This window comes from Neisseria sp. P0022.S009, from assembly GCF_051956675.1.
Classification (GTDB): domain Bacteria; phylum Pseudomonadota; class Gammaproteobacteria; order Burkholderiales; family Neisseriaceae; genus Neisseria.
The window spans coordinates 139,357-155,995 of sequence record NZ_JBQCXE010000004.1 but is presented as its reverse complement, the minus strand read 5'-3'; the positions used below and the strand labels follow the sequence as shown (position 1 = coordinate 155,995).

The following is a 16,639-nucleotide window of genomic DNA, read 5'->3' as shown; positions in this document are numbered from 1 at the left end:
TCATCAACCCAATTTTACGAAGAACATATTTTTAACCATATCTGTTCTTGTATTACAGTAATAAATACTCAATGATTTCAGACGGCCTTTTTTATCGGACAATTGCCCTATTCTATTTCTAACATTCCACCACGCGCACGGATACGGGGACGGCTTTTTTCTGCAAGGTAACGGCCAGGCCGGCGAGTGAGGTTTCTTTGTAGGTTGCCTTCATGTCGCGGCCGGTTTGCAGCATGGTTTGAATCACTTCATCAAGTGAAACTTTTTTGTCTGTGCCGTCTTCCAAAAGCGCGAGGGTGGCGAGCTTGAGGGCTTTTTCGGCGGCGATGCCGTTGCGTTCGATACAGGGGATTTGCACCAAGCCGCCGACAGGGTCGCAGGTCAGGCCCAAGTGGTGTTCCATGGCCATTTCGGCGGCGTTTTCCACTTGTTTCGGTGTTCCGCCGATAACTTCGGCGTATGCACCCGCCGCCATGGAACACGCTACGCCGACTTCGCCTTGGCAGCCGACGTCCGCGCCGGAAATCGATGCGTTGGTTTTGTACAAAATGCCGATGGCGCCGGCAGTCAGCAGGAAGTCTTCAACACGCGATTGGTTGGCGTGCGGATTAAATTTGCGGAAATAGTGCAAGACGGCAGGAATAATGCCTGCCGCGCCGTTGGTCGGTGCGGTTACGACGCGGCCGCCGGCGGCATTTTCTTCGTTGACCGCCATGGCGTACACCATCGGCCAAAGTTGGGTATTGACGATTTCACTCTCGCGCAGGACTTTGAGTTTGGCCGCCAACTGCGGCGCGCGGCGGCGTACGTTCAAGCCGCCCGGCAATTGCCCTTCCGCACCCAAGCCGCGCTTGATGCAGTTTTCCATCACATCGGCTACGGCGGCCACACGGCAGCGAACTTCCGCTTCGTCGCAATCTGCCAACGCTGCTTCATTGGCCAACACGACTTCGGAAATATTCAACTGGTTCAGACGGCATTGTGCCAGCAACTCGTCGCAGTTTTTGTATGGATACGGCACATCGGCATTTTCCTGAGCCTCTTGTGCAAACCCTTCGTCTGTTACGACAAAACCGCCGCCGACCGAATAATAAATCTGCTCTTTCAGCTTCCGGCCGTCTGAATGGTAGGCGATAAAGTTCAGGCCGTTCGGATGTTTGGGCAACACTTTGTCGCCGCGGATGTCCAAATCTTTTTCGGGATTGAAGGCCATTTCGCGGCCGTTGAGTTTTAAAACGTGTTGCGTGCGGATGCGTTCCAAGCGTTGGGGGATGTCTGCCAGTGGAATATCGTGCGGCAGGCTGCCTTCCAAACCGAGCAATAATGCATCGAATGTACCGTGTCCGATACCGGTCAAAGCAAGCGAGCCGTACACTTCAATGACAATGCGCGCCACTTGTGTATCCAAGTTTTCGGCATGCAGCAAATCGGCAAAAGCGGCCGCAGCCTTCATCGGGCCGACGGTGTGCGAGCTGGACGGGCCGATGCCGATTTTAAAAATATCAAAGATGCTGATCATAATTTTCCTATCATTGTGTGTGCGAGCAGGCTGTTTTTCAGACGGCCTTAAGGCCTAAAGAGGAATCTTGTGCGCCGCTTGCCAATGCAAGTACCAAATGTCCGACAGTCATCAAAGGATCGCCTGCTTCCGGCGAGGTGTATTTCAACGTCAGCGGTTTTTTACGTAAGGGTTCGTAACGGCTGACTCTACAATGCGTGTCTTCCAAACTTGTGGAACCGGCGCGGTATCTGTATGCCAACAGCCGTAAATCGTTCAAGTCCATCTTCATGCCGTTGTCCAACAATTCGCGCAACTGGTTTTCCCAGGCAATATCGTTGCTTCCGTCTTTAATGGCAATCAAGATGGACTTTTCGAGGATTTTTTTGATGTGCTGGTTCAAGGAGCGGATTGGGAAATGCCCCAGCCACAACAAATCGGTCTCCGCAAATTGGGCGGAAAAATGCTCGATAAACCAGGAATGTAAACCTCGATAATCCGGCGAATGAAACAGGGTTGATTTAACCTTGTTGCCATCTTTATCCAACATGTAATGGCAGCCGATAATCACGCTGCAAGATTCGGCCGCCCATCTGGGGATAATGACTTTGGGGGTAAAGAGCGTTTCGAGGCGTTGTTCGGTAAATTGAGTGGTGAAATCGGGATTGTATTGCAACGATGTCGGCAAATAGCCGCGCCAAAGGTACATGCCGATCCTGTTTTCGCCGATGACATCCAAAAGTTGTTCCAGCATGATACGGCTAGGACATGAAATAAATTCGTCCGCATCCAGCGGAAAAACGAAATCTATCGCTTCATCTTTTGCTACAAGCTGCTTCATCAGCTGGTTGACCAATTGCTCATGATTGAACTTGAGCGCTTGATATTGATAGATAAATATCGGCAAACCTTCTTCTTTCAATTGAATCAGGATTTCCCTCGTTCCATCGCTGCTGCCGTGATCGATGATGTGCATTTCATCCATCAGCTCGAGATTGTGACGGACAAACGATTCGATCACGTCGTTTTCGTTGCGCACCATGCTGATGCTGATTAATTTTTTTCCCATAAATTATGCAATGTATTGAGATATTTTAGTAATTTTCAGACGGCCTTGATCCAGCCGGCAATGCGTTTTTCAATCGCTTCGGCACTCAAACCCAAGTCGTCCAACAGTTTTTTCGGGTCACCGTGTTCGGTAACTTTATCTTCTACACCCAACAGCAACACCGGTTTGCAGATGCCGTGTTTCGCCAACACTTCCAACACCGCGCTGCCTGCGCCGCCTTGTTCGGCGTTTTCTTCGGCGGTAACGATGTAATCGTGGCTTCGGGCGAGACGGACGATCAGTTCTTCATCTATCGGTTTGACAAAGCGCATATCTGCAACGGTCGCGTTCAGCTTGTCGGCAGCGGCCAATGATGGGGCAACCATGCTGCCAAAGGCGATAACGGCAATTTTCTCACCTTTGCGACGGATGATGCCTTTGCCGATTTGAACGGTTTCCAGGCCGTCTGAAACGGTTGCGCCCGTGCCTGTACCGCGCGGATAACGGACGGCGGACGGCGAATTTGCCTGATAGCAGGTTGAGAGCAGCAGGCGGCATTCGTTTTCATCGCTTGGTGCGGCAATAATCATGTTCGGAACGCAACGCAAAAAGCTCAAGTCGTACAAACCGGCATGGGTAGGGCCGTCTGCACCGACAATACCTGCGCGGTCGATGGCGAACAAAACAGGCAAGTTTTGCAAGGCAACGTCGTGTACCAACTGGTCGTAAGCGCGTTGCAGGAAAGTGGAGTAAATCGCCACGACAGGCTTAATGCCTTCGCACGCCAAACCGCCGGCAAAGGTAACGGCGTGTTGCTCGGCGATGCCGACGTCGAAATAGCGGTCGGGGAATTGCTGTTCAAACTCAACCAAGCCACTGCCCTCGCGCATGGCAGGCGTGATGGCAACCAAACGCTCGTCCACCGCCGCTTGGTCGCACAGCCATTGGCCGAACACTTGCGTATAAGTCGGTTTGGACGCGGCAGGTTTGACTTCCGGGGCTGGCACTTCGCTCGGCAGCTTGGCGACGGCGTGGTATTTGACGGGGTCGTTTTCGGCGAATTTGTAGCCGTTGCCTTTTTTGGTGATGACGTGCAGCAACTGAGGGCCTTTGCGGCCGCGCAAGTCTTTTAATACGTCCACCAGATTTTCAACGTTGTGGCCGTCAACCGGGCCGGTGTAACGGAAACCGAAGTTTTCAAACAAAGACAGCGACTGCTTGGCGTGTTCTGCTTCGCCTGCCAAGGTTTTGATTTTATTTTCGACTTTTTGGGCAAGCTCCATCGCGCCGGGCAATTTGTCCAACACTTTGCTCGATTGGGCTTTGATGGTGCTCAACAGGCCGTGCATATCGCGCACGACGTTGCTGGCAAGGTATTTCGGCAGCGCGCCGACATTGGGGGAAATCGACATTTCGTTGTCGTTGAGGATGACCAGCAAATCGACATCCATATCGCCTGCGCAGTTCAGGGCCTCAAACGCCTGACCCGCGGTCATGGCTCCGTCGCCGATGATGGCGACGCTGCGGCGCTTGTTGCCCAACTGTTTGTCCGCAACGGCCATACCCAATGCCGCGCCGATGGATGTGGAAGAATGGCCCACGCCGAACGCGTCGTATTCCGACTCGCTGCGTTTCGGAAAACCGGCCAAACCGCCGTATTGGCGCATGGTGTGCATTTGATTTTTGCGGCCGGTCAGGATTTTGTGCGGATAGCTTTGGTGGCCGACATCCCAGACCAAATGGTCTTCGGGCGTGTCGTACACATAATGCAGTGCCACCGTCAGCTCGACCGCGCCCAAGTTACTGGCGAAATGGCCGCCCGTCTTACCGACGGAATCCAACAGAAATTCGCGCAATTCGGCGGCGACTTGCGGCAGCTGTTTTTTCTCCAGACGGCGCAAATCCTGAGGCTTATCGATAATATCGAGCAAAGGGCTTGGGTTCATGATTTTTGGCGGTGAATTTTTGTGTAACGGACGATTATATCAAGAGATTGCACAACTTGTTACAAATGCTTTCAGACGGCCCGAACCTTTATCCTTTATAATACTGCCAACTGAAAACACAAGGCCGTCTGAAATGACCCAAAACGCAAACAATCTCTGCTGGCTCGATATGGAAATGACCGGCCTCAACCCGGAACACGATCGCATTATCGAAGTCGCCATGATCATTACCGACTCCGATTTGAACGTACTGGCGCAATCGGACGTATACGTCATCCATCAAAGCGACGAATTGCTCGACGGCATGGACGAATGGAACACCGCCACTCACGGCCGCACCGGCCTGACCCAACGCGTGCGCGAATCCAAACTGACCGAAGCCGAAGTCGAGCAAAACCTGCTGGACTTCATGTCCGCATGGATACCCGAGAAATCCACGCCCATGTGCGGCAACTCTATCCATCAAGACCGCCGCTTCATGGTCAAATACATGCCGCGCTTGGAAACCTATTTCCACTACCGCAACTTAGACGTATCCACGCTGAAAGAATTGGCCAAACGCTGGAATCCGGCCGTTGCCAAAAGCGTGGTCAAACGCGGTTCGCACAAGGCATTGGACGACATCCTCGAAAGCATCGAAGAAATGCGCCATTATCGCGAGCATTTCCTCAAACTCCCTTCCGAACAATAATCCCAAGGCCGTCTGAAACCGGTTTGACACCGTTCAGACGGCCTCATCGGCTTCCTTCATCTCATGAAAATCACCAAAATCTTTACCTTCGATTCCTCGCACATGCTCGACGGGCATGACGGTAAGTGCCAAAACCTGCATGGCCACACCTACAAACTCGAAATCACCGTCTCTGCGCCCGTTATCCAAGGCGGTGCAAAAGACGGCATGGTGATGGACTTTACCGACCTGAAAGCCATCGTCAAACAACACATTACCGACCCGTTCGACCATGCCTTCATCTATCACGGCAACAACGAACGCGAAAGCCAAATCGCCGCGCTTTTGGAAGGCTGGAACATGAAAACCCTGCGCCTGCCCTGCCGCACCACCGCCGAAAACATGAGCGTAGAAATGTATGGCCGTCTGAAAAACGCCGGTGTCAAAGTGTGCAGCGTAAAATTATGGGAAACGCCGACTTCGTGTGCGGAATATGAAGGGGAATAAACCGCCATCCTGTATTTTTCAGACGGCCTGTTCCCCCAACACACCCATCCGCTAAACATCAAAAGGAATCCTCATGAAACTCCTCTCCACCCTCCTCGTCCTCTTCGTCGCTATCGAACATTTCTACATCGCCTGGCTCGAAATGACGCAAATCCCAAGCGAAAAAGCAGCAGAGCTGTTCAACATGCCTTACGAATTTATGGAACAAAAGCGCGTGCAAACCCTGTTTTCCAACCAAGGCCTGTACAACGGCTTCCTCGCCATCGGCTTGGTATGGGCTCGCTTTGCCGCACCCGACAACGCCGTTTACGGCGCAACCATCCTGTTCCTCGGCTTCGTCCTCATCGCCGCCGCATGGGGCGCGTTTTCATCCGGCAACAAAGGCATTTTGTTCAAACAAGGCTTGCCGGCATTTTTGGCCGCCGCAGCCGTCATTGCCGCTTAAATACACACCAGCCATTCTTTCCCATTGAACTAACAGAAAGAATGGCTGCCTCAACCGATTTCTCAAAACGCTTCACGACAACAATTCAATCCCACACACCTAATATTCATGACCATTCACATCACGCCGAACAATCCCCAATACCGCATTGTCGAAATCTTTGAAAGCCTGCAAGGCGAAGGCTGGAACACAGGCATGCCCGCCGTTTTCATCCGCCTAGGCAAATGCAATCTCGCGTGCAGCTGGTGCGATACCGACTACCTCAAATTCGGCATGATGAGCCTGTCCGATATTTTGGGCCGTCTGAAAACCTACACGGCGCGCAACATCATCATTACCGGCGGCGAACCCACCATCCAACCGCATTTAGACGCCCTGCTCAACGCACTCAAAGCCGAAGGCTATTTTCTGTGTATCGAAACCAACGGCCTCAACCCCGCGCCGCCGCAAATCGACTACGTTGCCACCAGCCCTAAAGCCTGCTACGCCGCCAAATATGAATCCGGCTGCATCGAGAAAGCCGACGAAGTGCGCATTGTTGCCGACGGCGAAGTCATTGCGTTTTGTCAGGAAATGGAACGCAAAATCCGCGCCCGACATTACTACCTCTCGCCTTGCGAACAAGACGGCGCGATGAATATCTACGACACCATCCGCCAAATCGGCGTGTTAAACAGCCGAGCCGACGCCCCCGTCCATTGGCAACTGAGCGTACAAACGCATAAGTGGGCAGGAATAGAATAATTCGTTTGAAATCAATCAAAAATTAAACCTTTACAAAATATTGAATGTAAATACCATTCGATATTTGACCAAATGCACTACTGGCAAAGCGCTCAGGCTGTCTGAAACCCTATTTCAGACGGCCTTTTTTTTGTTACAAACCTCTTGACCGATTACATAAGATTACGTAAAGTGTGCAACAGTTTTCATAAATTGGTATAACCAATTTACCTGATAACTGACCGCATCTGAGGATGCAAATATCTATTCGAAAAACATTTATTACTCAACACATCGTATCAAACCGCCATTGCATTGACGGTTATGGTGCTTGTTGCCCCGAGGATATTCCTATGGCTCTCTTTCTCAGCATTTTCCCCATCATCCTGCTGATTTGGCTGATGGTTAAGAAAAACAGTATGCCGTCTTACATTGCGCTGCCGATTACCGCCGCGCTGATTTACGTCATCAAACTGTTTTATTTCGGCGATAACGCCATGTTGCTCAACGCAACGGCAGCGTCAGGCCTTGTTTCTACCCTGACCCCGATTACCGTGATTTTCGGTGCCATTATGTTCAACCGCATGATGGAAACCACTGGCTGTATCGACGTCATCCGCAAATGGCTGGCTACCATCAGCCCGAATCCGATTGCTCAATTAATGATCATCGGCTGGTCTTTCGCCTTTATGATTGAGGGCGCATCCGGTTTCGGTACGCCTGCCGCCATTGCTGCGCCGATTCTGATGAGCTTGGGCTTTAATCCGCTGAAAGTAGCCATCTTCACTTTGGTGATGAACTCCGTGCCCGTTTCCTTCGGCGCGGTAGGCACACCGACTTGGTTCGGCTTCGCACCTTTGGGCCTGGATCAAAAAAGCATTATGGAAATCGGTATGCAAACCGGCGTCATGCACTTCTTCGCAGGTTTCATCATCCCTGTTATCGGCTTGAGCTTCATCATACCTTGGGCTGAAATCCGCAAAAACTTGGGCTTCATCGGTATCGCCGTATTCTCCTGTACCCTTCCTTACGTCGCGTTGGCGATGGTCAATGAAGAATTCCCATCTCTGGTTGCCGGCGCAATCGGCCTGATGGTATCCGTATTTGCGGCAAACCGCGGCTGGGGCTTAAGCAAAGATTACGCCAAAGACCCGAATGCAGAAAAAGTACCTTTCGCCCAAGTTGCCAAAGCACTGGCTCCTTTGGGTATGCTGATCGGCATGCTGGTCGTTACCCGTATCAAACAGCTGGGCATCAAAGGTCTGCTGACCAGCAAAGAAGAATGGTTCAGCTTCCAACTGCCGTTTGATTTGTCCAAAATCACCGTCAGTGACTCCCTGACCATCACCTTCGGCAACATCTTCGGCCAAGGCGTAAACGCTTCCTATCAAACCCTCTACGTTCCGGCTTGGATTCCGTTTGTCTTCACCGTTTGGATTTGCATCCTGCTGTACAAAACCAAATTCAAAGATGCATGGTCTTTCTACGCTGCAACCTTCAACCAAACCAAAAAACCTCTGCTTGCCCTGATGGGTGCGCTGATTATGGTTCAACTGATGATGGTTGGCGGCGACGACTCCATGGTGAAAATCATCGGTAAAGAGTTTGCAGCGATGGCAGGCGAACACTGGGTTTACTTCTCCCCTTACCTTGGCGCAATCGGTGCATTCTTCTCCGGCTCCAACACTGTATCCAACCTGACCTTCGGCCCGATTCAACAACAAATCGCGCTTGATACCGGCCTGTCCGTTACCCTCATCCTCGCCCTGCAATCCGTCGGCGGCGCAATGGGCAACATGGTCTGCATCAACAACATCATCGCCGTGTGCAGCGTGTTGAACGTGAACAACGCCGAAGGCGCGATCATCAAGAAAACTGTCATCCCGATGAGCATCTATGGCGTCATCGCCGTGACTATCGCTTCAATTTTCTTCTTGTAAACCGCTTCATATCAAAGGCCGTCTGAATATTCAGACGGCCTTTTTTGTATTCTTTCGCTATATTTCTTAAAGAATCATTAATGTATATATTCCGCAACAATCCGCATAGCCACTTTGCAACACCAAATTACAAACAACTTTCTATTAATAAACAATCGGGTAATCATAAGTAAACACTGTTTTGCAATTTACCCAATTGCCACTACCGACAAAACGCCTAAAATACGCTTCATCTGCAAACGGAAACCCTTTCTCACTTTGCAAGATAACACACAACCCTCATATGGAGCTTAGATCATGAAATTACTTTCTGTTATCACTGCAGCCGCATTGGCTACTGTTTCCTTCTCTGCTGCCGCTGCGCCTGCCGGCTTCGTTTCTTACCGTTGTGACGGCGGCAAATCACTGAACGTGATGTACGGTTTCGACCGCAGCGGCCGCGCAGTTACTGCCGACGTAAACGCCGGTGGCAAAAAAGCCTCTTTGGTTGTCGACAAAAAACGTTCTGACAGCACTGGCACTACTTTCACCAACCGTAAAGGCTATGCAATGTCTGCCGGTTTCATCGACAAAAACACCCATACTACTTCTGAAGTGGTTGGCGTGAACGCCCCTAACGGCTCATTCCTGGTGAAAAACTGCGAACCACGTCCACGTTAATCCCAGTTTTCCTATTTAACCGAATCATCCCGGTTTAATCAAAAGGCCGTCTGAAAAACAATTTTCAGACGGCCTTTTGATTCGAGCCTATAAAAAAGAGCGTGTACCGTACACGCTCTTTTTGTTTGTTTTCCAAATTAAATACGCATCGGCATTACGATGTATTTGAAGTTCGGATTGTTCGGCATAGTAAACAGCGTTGAGCGGTTGGCATCGCCGAAGGCAAGCTGCATATCGTCGGAGTGGATATTACGCAACACGTCCATCAGGTAGCCAATATTGAAACCGACTTCGAGTTCTCCGCCTTGATAAGCGATTTCCAACTCTTCGCGCGCTTCTTCCTGCTCGTTGTTGCTACATACGACACTCAGCAAACCTGGCTGTAAGAACAGTCGCGCACCGCGGAATTTTTCATTGGCAAGAATGGCGGCACGTTCGAGCGCACCCAAAAGCTGAGTACGGGATACGAGGAAAATCTTGTCATTATCCAAAGGAATCACGCGGTTAAAGTCAGGGAACTTGCCGTCGATGACTTTGCTGACAATGGTCGTGCCGTTGCATTGGAAGCGTACTTGATTGTCCAAAAGCTCAACGGTGATGGATTCGGACGGATTATTCAGCAGTTTGAAGAGTTCCAATACCGTTTTGCGCGGCAGGATGACTTCTGTTTTCGGCAGTTCCGCTTCAATTTGGCTGGCCGCATAAGCAAGGCGGTGGCCGTCGGTTGCCACAAGGCGCAGTTGATTGCCTTCGACCTGCATCAGCAAGCCGTTGAGATAATAGCGGATGTCTTGAACCGCCATGCTGTATTGCACTTGCGAAAGCATGGTTTTGAAGGTTTCTTGAGTCAGCGAGAAAGTCGCGCTGACATCGTTGCCTACACTCATCAAAGGAAAGTCTTCAGCAGGCAGGGTTTGCAGGGCAAAACGGGATTTGCCCGCGCGCAGAGTCAAACGGTTGTCCGCCCAATCTAAAGACACCAGCGCACTGTCGGGCAGGGCGCGCAGGATGTCTTGGAATTTTTTAGCATTGGTCGTAATGCGGAAATCGCCTGCCTGACTTTCAGGGCCGGCGGTATTGATTTGGATTTCCAAGTCGGTTGCCAAAAGTTTGGTTTGTCCGTCTTTGCTTTCCAGCAACACATTGGACAGAATCGGCAGAGTATGGCGACGCTCAACGATACCGGTAACGGCTTGCAACGGCTTGAGCAGACTGTCGCGGTCGGCTTGTAAAATCAGCATGTTCCATTCCTTTGAATTTGAAATCGGTTGATTTGGGTATTTTAAAATATTTTTTGTATTCAGACGGCCTCATATTGATATCAGGCCGTCTGAATGTTGCATTGAGTTAGTTCTGAATCAAAATCAGCAGTTTTTCGTAGTCTTGCGCCAATTCAGGGTCTTCTTCGCGCAGTTTCGCCACTGCTTTCACGCCGTGCATCACAGTCGTATGGTCGCGGCCGCCAAAGGCATCACCGATAGAAGGCAGACTGAGCGTGGTCAGCTCTTTGGTCAGGCTCATGGCGACTTGGCGCGGTCGGGCGATGTTGCGCGTACGTTTTTTGCCCAATATATCGCTGATTTTAATCCGATAATATTTGGCCGTCGCATCGATAATGGTGTCGGCGGTAATGACTTTGTGTTTCTCTGCAATAATATCCTGTAAAGCCGTACGCGCCAAATCCATGTCGATAACGGGGCGGTTCATAAAACGGCTGCTGGCGCTGACTCGGTTGAATGCACCTTCCAGCTCGCGCACATTGGAACGGATTAGGTTGGCGATAAACAAAGCGGCTTCGTCTTCGATACTGATACCGGCGGCTTCTGCCTTTTTCTGCAAAATCGCCACGCGCATTTCCAATTCGGGCGGCTCGAGTTCCAAAGTCAAACCCCATGAGAAACGCGATTTGAGACGGTCGTCCATGCCTTCGATTTTGGCAGGCAATACGTCGCACGTCAGGATGAGCTGTTTTTTCTCGTTGTGGAAATGATTGTACAGATAGAAGAACTCTTCCATCGTACGGTCTTTACCTTTGATGAACTGAATATCATCGATAATCAGCAGGTCATATTGTTTGTATTGTTGCTTAAACACATCATAAGTGTTGTTGCGCACAGCCTTCATAAAACTGCGGATATAGTCGTCCGAGTGCATATAGCGCACTTTGGCATCAGGACGGTTTTTCAGCAATTCGTTGCCGATGGCTTGCACCAAGTGGGTTTTACCCAAACCTGTGCTGCCGTACAGAAAAAACGGGTTGTAGCCCTGCCCCGGATTCTCCGCAATCGCTTGGGCGGCGGCTGCGGCAAGGCGGTTGCCCTTACCTTCCACCAAGGTTTCAAATGTATAGTCGCGCGACAGATTGGTTTGCTCGTAGCGTGCTTCTTCCGCATCGTGTTGCGCGTCGGTTTTGGCTTTGGCAACCGCTTTAGACTCAGCCGGAGCGGCAGTTTGCACTTGAGGCTCATGCGGCAGGTTTTTCATGCGTTGCGCCAAAATCTCGGCAGCCGTCTTGGCTGCGGCAGGCTTGGACACCGTTTCAGACGGCCTGTCTTCTTCTACTGCCGCAACGGTTTGCAAAGGCATTTGGACAAGCTCTACACATTCTTCGACTTCAACAACTTCTTGCACTTGCACCGGCGCAACAGCCTGAGCCGCCATTTCATAATGCGTACCTACGCCCGGCTTAAACGCGAAAGCCATCTGATGAGGCACCAATTCAGCACGCACGGCGTCAATCTTGGCGGCAAACTGGCTTTTGAGCATATTGCAGGCAAATTGGTTTTTACCATACACCACCCATACGCCGTTTTCTTCGCCCACGGTCAAAGGCGCAATCCATTGCGCAAACTGCCCGGCAGGCAACATTTCGTGAAGGCGGCAAAGGCACAGCGGCCAAAATTCAGCTAACGTCATGAGATTAAGCTCGGAAAATGGAAGATTTGGGAAATACAAGAAGGCGGAGCAGACAGGCAATCCAATAAAAATCAGATTTTTATGACACGCCCGCTGCTTTCAGACGACCTTGCGCACAGAGAAAAGCAAGGTTGGGCGATTATACCCATTCCGCTCTTTTTTATCCACAACCGCCGCAAAATTTTATCCACAAATTCTATCAATGCATCAAACCCGTTGTCACACTTTAGCCGACGAAAAGTTTTTATATTGATTGACAAAAGCAACAAATTGGAGTGTAATTCAGGGTTTAATTATCTACCAATTTTTAGGAAACATCATGAAACGCACTTATCAACCTTCCGTTACCAAACGCAAACGCACCCACGGCTTCTTGGTTCGCTCCAAAACCCGAGGTGGTCGCGCAGTATTGGCTGCCCGTCGCGCCAAAGGCCGCAAACGCCTGGCTGTATAATTTTGAATTACGGCTTCTCGAAGCAGTATCGCTTATTAAAAACGGATGATTTTTCATCCGTTTTTGCGTTGAAAAACCGACGCAGCCGCGATTTGCTGCAAGTCTCCCAGTCCGCAGACAACGCGCTCGGCCATCCGCGCCTTGGTTTGGTCGTCAGCAAAAAGACCGCCAAACGTGCCCATGACCGCAATTATATAAAGCGCGTCATCCGCGACTGGTTCAGGCTGAATCAACACCAGCTGCCGCCGCATGATTTTGTTGTGCGCGTGCGTCAGGCGTTTAATCGGGAAACCGCCCCGGAAGCCCGCAACCAACTTGCCCAGCTGATGAAAAAACGCCGATGAACACCCTGCTTTCCAAGCTCCTCCTTGCACTCATCCGCTTTTACCAATACTGCATCAGCCCCCTCATTCCGCCGCGCTGCCGATACACCCCGACCTGTTCACAATACGCAGTCGAAGCCGTCAAAAAATACGGCGCATTCAAAGGCGGATGGCTGGCCATCAAACGCATCGCACGATGCCACCCTTTCGGCGGACACGGACACGACCCTGTTCCATAATGCTGCTGTCAACCATTTAAAGAACACGATTTCCTTTAATTTCCCGTCGGTTTCTATATAATGCCGTCTGAAGCAGTTTTCATCTCGATTACCTATCCGTCAATTCCAGGAATCTCTTATGGATTTTAAAAGACTTGTGGCATTTTTTGCCATCTCGCTGGCAATCTTTGCCGGCTGGGAACATTTCTTCCCCAGCCCCAAACCTAATCCGGCGCAACAAGCCACGCAACAGCAAACGGCCGCCGCTCCGGCAAAAGCCGCTGCCGAAGCCGCGCTTGCTCCAGCCACCCCTATTACCGTTACCACAGACACGGTTAAAGCCGTCATCGATGAGAAAAGCGGCGACCTGCGTCAGCTGACCCTCTTGCAATACAAAGCAACCGGCGACGAACACAAACCTTTCGTCCTGTTTAACGACGGCAAGGAATACACCTACGTTGCCCAATCCGAGCTTTTGGACACACAAGGCAACAACGTTCTGAAAGGCATCAGCTTTAGCGCTCCGCAAAAACAATACAGTTTGGAAGGCGACAAAGTCGAAGTCCGCCTGAGCGCGCCTGAAACCAACGGCCTGAAAATCGACAAAGTTTATACTTTCACCAAAGGCAGCTACTTGGTTAACGTCCGTTTCGACATTACCAACAGCAAAGGCCAACCCGTCAACCTGAGCGCAGACTACCGCATCGTCCGCGACCACAGCGAACCCGAAGGCCAAGGCTACTTTACCCGCTCTTACGTCGGCCCGGTGGTTTACTCCCCTGAAGGCGGCTTCCAAAAAGTCAGCTTCTCTGATTTGGACGACGATGCCAAATCCGGCAAATCCGAAGCCGAATACATCCGCAAAACGCCGACCGGCTGGCTCGGTATGATTGAACACCATTTCATGTCCACTTGGATTTTGCAGCCTAAAGACGGCCAAAGCGTTTGTGCCGCAGGCGACTGCCGTATCGACATCAAACGCCGCAACGACAACCTGTACAGCGCAAGCGTCAGCGTGCCTTTAGCCGCCATTCAAGCCGGCGCGAAAGCCGAAACCGCCATCAACCTGTATGCCGGTCCGCAAACCACTTCCGTTATCGCCAACATCGCCGACAAACTGCAACTGGCCAAAGACTACGGCAAAGTACACTGGTTCGCCTCCCCGCTCTTCTGGCTCCTGAACCAACTGCACAACATCATCGGCAACTGGGGCTGGGCAATCATCGTTTTGACCATCATCGTCAAAGCCGTGCTGTACCCGTTGACCAACGCCTCTTACCGCTCTATGGCAAAAATGCGTGCCGCCGCGCCTAAATTGCAAGCCATCAAAGAGAAATACGGCGATGACCGCATGGCACAACAACAAGCCATGATGCAGCTTTATAAAGACGAGAAAATCAATCCGCTGGGCGGCTGTCTGCCTATGCTGTTGCAAATCCCCGTCTTCATCGGCCTGTACTGGGCATTGTTCGCCTCCGTAGAATTGCGCCAAGCGCCTTGGTTGGGTTGGATTACCGACTTGAGCCGTCCGGATCCTTTCTACATCCTGCCTTTGATTATGGCGGCGACCATGTTTGCACAAACTTATCTGAATCCGCCGTCAACCGACCCTATGCAGGCGAAAATGATGAAAGTCATGCCTTTGATTTTCTCCATCATGTTCTTCTTCTTCCCTGCCGGTTTGGTTCTGTACTGGGTAGTCAACAACCTCTTGACTATCGCCCAACAATGGCACATCAACCGCAGCATCGAAAAACAACGCGCCCAAGGCGAAGTCGTTTCTTGATAAAAGCTTAGGCAACGCAAAGGCCGTCTGTTGTTCAGACGGCCTTTTTCTATTTCCTCAAACAAATGCAGTTTGAGATTAAGTCCAATCCAGTTTTAAGCGGCATGCAACACAAAAATCGTCGGGCGTTTTTTCAAATTCGGCATTTCTTTTCTTTTTCGCCACTGCGCAATCGTCTGGCTGATGATTTCCTGTGTCGGCAAGGTTAAGTCCGTGGCCACGCATAATCGCGTTTCAGGATGCAGGTTTTCCACCGCATCAGCCAACAACGCATCGTTGCGATACGGCGTTTCGATAAACAGCTGCGTTTCATTCTGCTGGCGCGACCGTTGCTCCAAAGCCTTCAAACACTGAATACGCTCATTTTTTTCAGACGGCAGATAACCCTTAAACGCAAAGTTCTGCCCATTCGCACCTGAAGCCATCAGCGCCAGCAACAAACTGGACGGCCCGACCAAAGGCCGTACTTCAAAACCGTGTTTATGCGCCAACGCCACCAAATTCGCGCCCGGGTCGGCAACAGCCGGGCAACCCGCCTCGCTGACAATGCCCATACTGCGCCCTTCTTGCAAAGGTTTCAGCAATTCCGGCAAAGTCTTCAAATCCGTGTGTTCATTCAGCGTTTGCAGATTCAGCTCGCGGATAGGCGTAGTTACGCCCAAATGTTTCAAATGCGCGCGCGCTGTTTTCTCCGCTTCCACGACAAAATCCGTCAGCCCGACAATCGCCTGTTGCTCATGCGGCAACAGGCATGGCGTATCAGGCGCACCCAAAGGGGTAGGAATCAAATACAAAATCGGTTTCATTCTTGCAGCTCCAAAAAATCTCAGGCCGTCTGAACGCATTCAGACGGCCTCAAACTATAAAACTTCCACACCTTCGTTTTTCAAAAAATCAATCAGACGGAAAATCGGAAGACCGATCAAAGCATTTGGGTCCGTACTTTCAATACGCTCCAACAAAGCGGCGCCCAAACCCTCGCTCTTCGCCGCGCCGGCACAATAAACCGCATCCGGCTCGCGTTCCAAATATCGGCTGATTTGTTCCTGCGACAACTGGCGCATGGTAACCACCGTATGATCGACATGATGCTGAACCTTACCCGTGGCAGTATTCAAAAGCACGATTGCACTGTAAAATTCAATCCGTTTTCCGCTCAAGTCCGCCAGCATCTGTTGTGCATTTGCGACGTTCATCGGCTTGCCCAATTGACGTCCTTCGCACAATGCGACTTGGTCTGCGCCGATAATCAGCGCGGCAGGGAAAGCTGCCGCCAATGAACGGGCTTTACCTTTAGCCAAACGCAGCGCCGTTTCGCCCGCATGCTCGCCCGCAATAGGCGTTTCGTCAAAATCAGGCGATGCCGTCTGAAAATCAATACCCAACCGACGAAGCTGTCCGCAGCGGAAAACCGAACTCGATCCTAAAACCAAAGGCAGTTTTACTTCCATATTTTTACTTAAAAACATTGACGTTAGACCGCCGAAATTATATCATACTCCGTT

Annotated in this window: 17 protein-coding genes; 10 read left to right on the top strand and 7 right to left on the bottom strand. The window is 51.0% G+C overall.

Features of this window, described 5'->3' with window-relative positions:
• Window positions 1-118: 118 nt before the first annotated feature.
• The 3 genes from ACTHUG_RS07430 to dxs are packed head-to-tail and all read right to left on the bottom strand — an operon-like array spanning window position 119 to window position 4,492.
• Window positions 119-1,519 carry an L-serine ammonia-lyase gene (locus ACTHUG_RS07430; RefSeq protein WP_049322506.1) on the bottom strand — a complete coding sequence of 467 codons (1,401 nt, stop codon included), beginning with the start codon at window positions 1,517-1,519 and terminating at the stop codon, window positions 119-121.
• A gap of 37 nt (window positions 1,520-1,556) precedes the next feature.
• Window positions 1,557-2,567 (bottom strand): glycosyltransferase family 2 protein, encoded by a 1,011-nt coding sequence (locus ACTHUG_RS07425; protein ID WP_049322505.1) that lies wholly within the window; start codon window positions 2,565-2,567, stop codon window positions 1,557-1,559.
• A 35-nt stretch (window positions 2,568-2,602) separates the two neighbouring features.
• Window positions 2,603-4,492 (bottom strand): 1-deoxy-D-xylulose-5-phosphate synthase, encoded by a 1,890-nt coding sequence (gene dxs, locus ACTHUG_RS07420; RefSeq protein ID WP_440386515.1) that lies wholly within the window; start codon window positions 4,490-4,492, stop codon window positions 2,603-2,605.
• Between the two features lie 133 nt (window positions 4,493-4,625).
• Here dxs and orn point away from each other — a divergent pair, with 133 nt between their 5' ends.
• The 6 genes from orn (at window position 4,626) to ACTHUG_RS07390 (ending at window position 9,437) form a co-directional block, all read left to right on the top strand.
• A complete protein-coding gene (gene orn / locus ACTHUG_RS07415) occupies window positions 4,626-5,183 on the top strand; it encodes an oligoribonuclease (protein ID WP_070873651.1) in 558 nt (185 codons plus the stop codon).
• 63 nt (window positions 5,184-5,246) lie between these two features.
• The gene (queD, locus tag ACTHUG_RS07410) at window positions 5,247-5,669 is read left to right on the top strand and encodes a 6-carboxytetrahydropterin synthase QueD (protein ID WP_003748900.1); all 423 of its coding nucleotides are present in this window, start codon (window positions 5,247-5,249) and stop codon (window positions 5,667-5,669) included.
• Between the two features lie 73 nt (window positions 5,670-5,742).
• A complete protein-coding gene (locus ACTHUG_RS07405) occupies window positions 5,743-6,114 on the top strand; it encodes a DUF1304 domain-containing protein (RefSeq protein WP_440386514.1) in 372 nt (123 codons plus the stop codon).
• A gap of 108 nt (window positions 6,115-6,222) precedes the next feature.
• The gene (locus ACTHUG_RS07400; protein ID WP_440386513.1) at window positions 6,223-6,858 is read left to right on the top strand and encodes a 7-carboxy-7-deazaguanine synthase QueE; all 636 of its coding nucleotides are present in this window, start codon (window positions 6,223-6,225) and stop codon (window positions 6,856-6,858) included.
• A gap of 332 nt (window positions 6,859-7,190) precedes the next feature.
• Window positions 7,191-8,777 (top strand): L-lactate permease, encoded by a 1,587-nt coding sequence (locus ACTHUG_RS07395; protein ID WP_440386512.1) that lies wholly within the window; start codon window positions 7,191-7,193, stop codon window positions 8,775-8,777.
• Between the two features lie 297 nt (window positions 8,778-9,074).
• The gene (locus tag ACTHUG_RS07390) at window positions 9,075-9,437 is read left to right on the top strand and encodes an ACP-like domain-containing protein (RefSeq protein WP_440386511.1); all 363 of its coding nucleotides are present in this window, start codon (window positions 9,075-9,077) and stop codon (window positions 9,435-9,437) included.
• A 137-nt stretch (window positions 9,438-9,574) separates the two neighbouring features.
• On the opposite strand, the gene dnaN is transcribed toward ACTHUG_RS07390, so the two are convergent.
• Both dnaN and dnaA read right to left on the bottom strand, forming a co-directional pair.
• Window positions 9,575-10,678: a DNA polymerase III subunit beta gene (dnaN, locus tag ACTHUG_RS07385; RefSeq protein WP_003748908.1), complete on the bottom strand. Its 1,104-nt coding sequence runs from the start codon at window positions 10,676-10,678 to the stop codon at window positions 9,575-9,577.
• A gap of 106 nt (window positions 10,679-10,784) precedes the next feature.
• Complete coding sequence (gene dnaA, locus ACTHUG_RS07380; RefSeq protein WP_440386510.1) at window positions 10,785-12,353, bottom strand: chromosomal replication initiator protein DnaA; 1,569 nt, start codon at window positions 12,351-12,353, stop codon at window positions 10,785-10,787.
• 319 nt (window positions 12,354-12,672) lie between these two features.
• Between dnaA and rpmH the strand changes: the two genes are divergently transcribed.
• From rpmH to yidC, 4 genes are all read left to right on the top strand, one after another.
• A complete protein-coding gene (gene rpmH, locus ACTHUG_RS07375) occupies window positions 12,673-12,807 on the top strand; it encodes a 50S ribosomal protein L34 (protein WP_002214728.1) in 135 nt (44 codons plus the stop codon).
• Window positions 12,808-12,809: 2 nt separating this feature from the next.
• A complete protein-coding gene (rnpA, locus tag ACTHUG_RS07370; protein WP_440386509.1) occupies window positions 12,810-13,151 on the top strand; it encodes a ribonuclease P protein component in 342 nt (113 codons plus the stop codon).
• On the top strand, window positions 13,148-13,369 hold the full coding sequence (gene yidD, locus ACTHUG_RS07365) for a membrane protein insertion efficiency factor YidD (RefSeq protein WP_003682178.1): 222 nt from the start codon (window positions 13,148-13,150) through the stop codon (window positions 13,367-13,369). Before rnpA ends, yidD begins: the two co-directional genes overlap by 4 nt.
• Window positions 13,370-13,487: 118 nt before the next feature.
• Window positions 13,488-15,134 (top strand): membrane protein insertase YidC, encoded by a 1,647-nt coding sequence (gene yidC / locus ACTHUG_RS07360; RefSeq protein WP_440386508.1) that lies wholly within the window; start codon window positions 13,488-13,490, stop codon window positions 15,132-15,134.
• Window positions 15,135-15,229: 95 nt separating this feature from the next.
• Here the strand turns inward: yidC and ACTHUG_RS07355 are convergent, their stop codons facing one another.
• Window positions 15,230-15,940 carry an SAM-dependent methyltransferase gene (locus tag ACTHUG_RS07355; RefSeq protein WP_049336370.1) on the bottom strand — a complete coding sequence of 237 codons (711 nt, stop codon included), beginning with the start codon at window positions 15,938-15,940 and terminating at the stop codon, window positions 15,230-15,232.
• Between the two features lie 54 nt (window positions 15,941-15,994).
• Complete coding sequence (locus tag ACTHUG_RS07350) at window positions 15,995-16,585, bottom strand: Maf family protein (protein ID WP_440386507.1); 591 nt, start codon at window positions 16,583-16,585, stop codon at window positions 15,995-15,997.
• Window positions 16,586-16,639 lie beyond the last annotated feature (54 nt).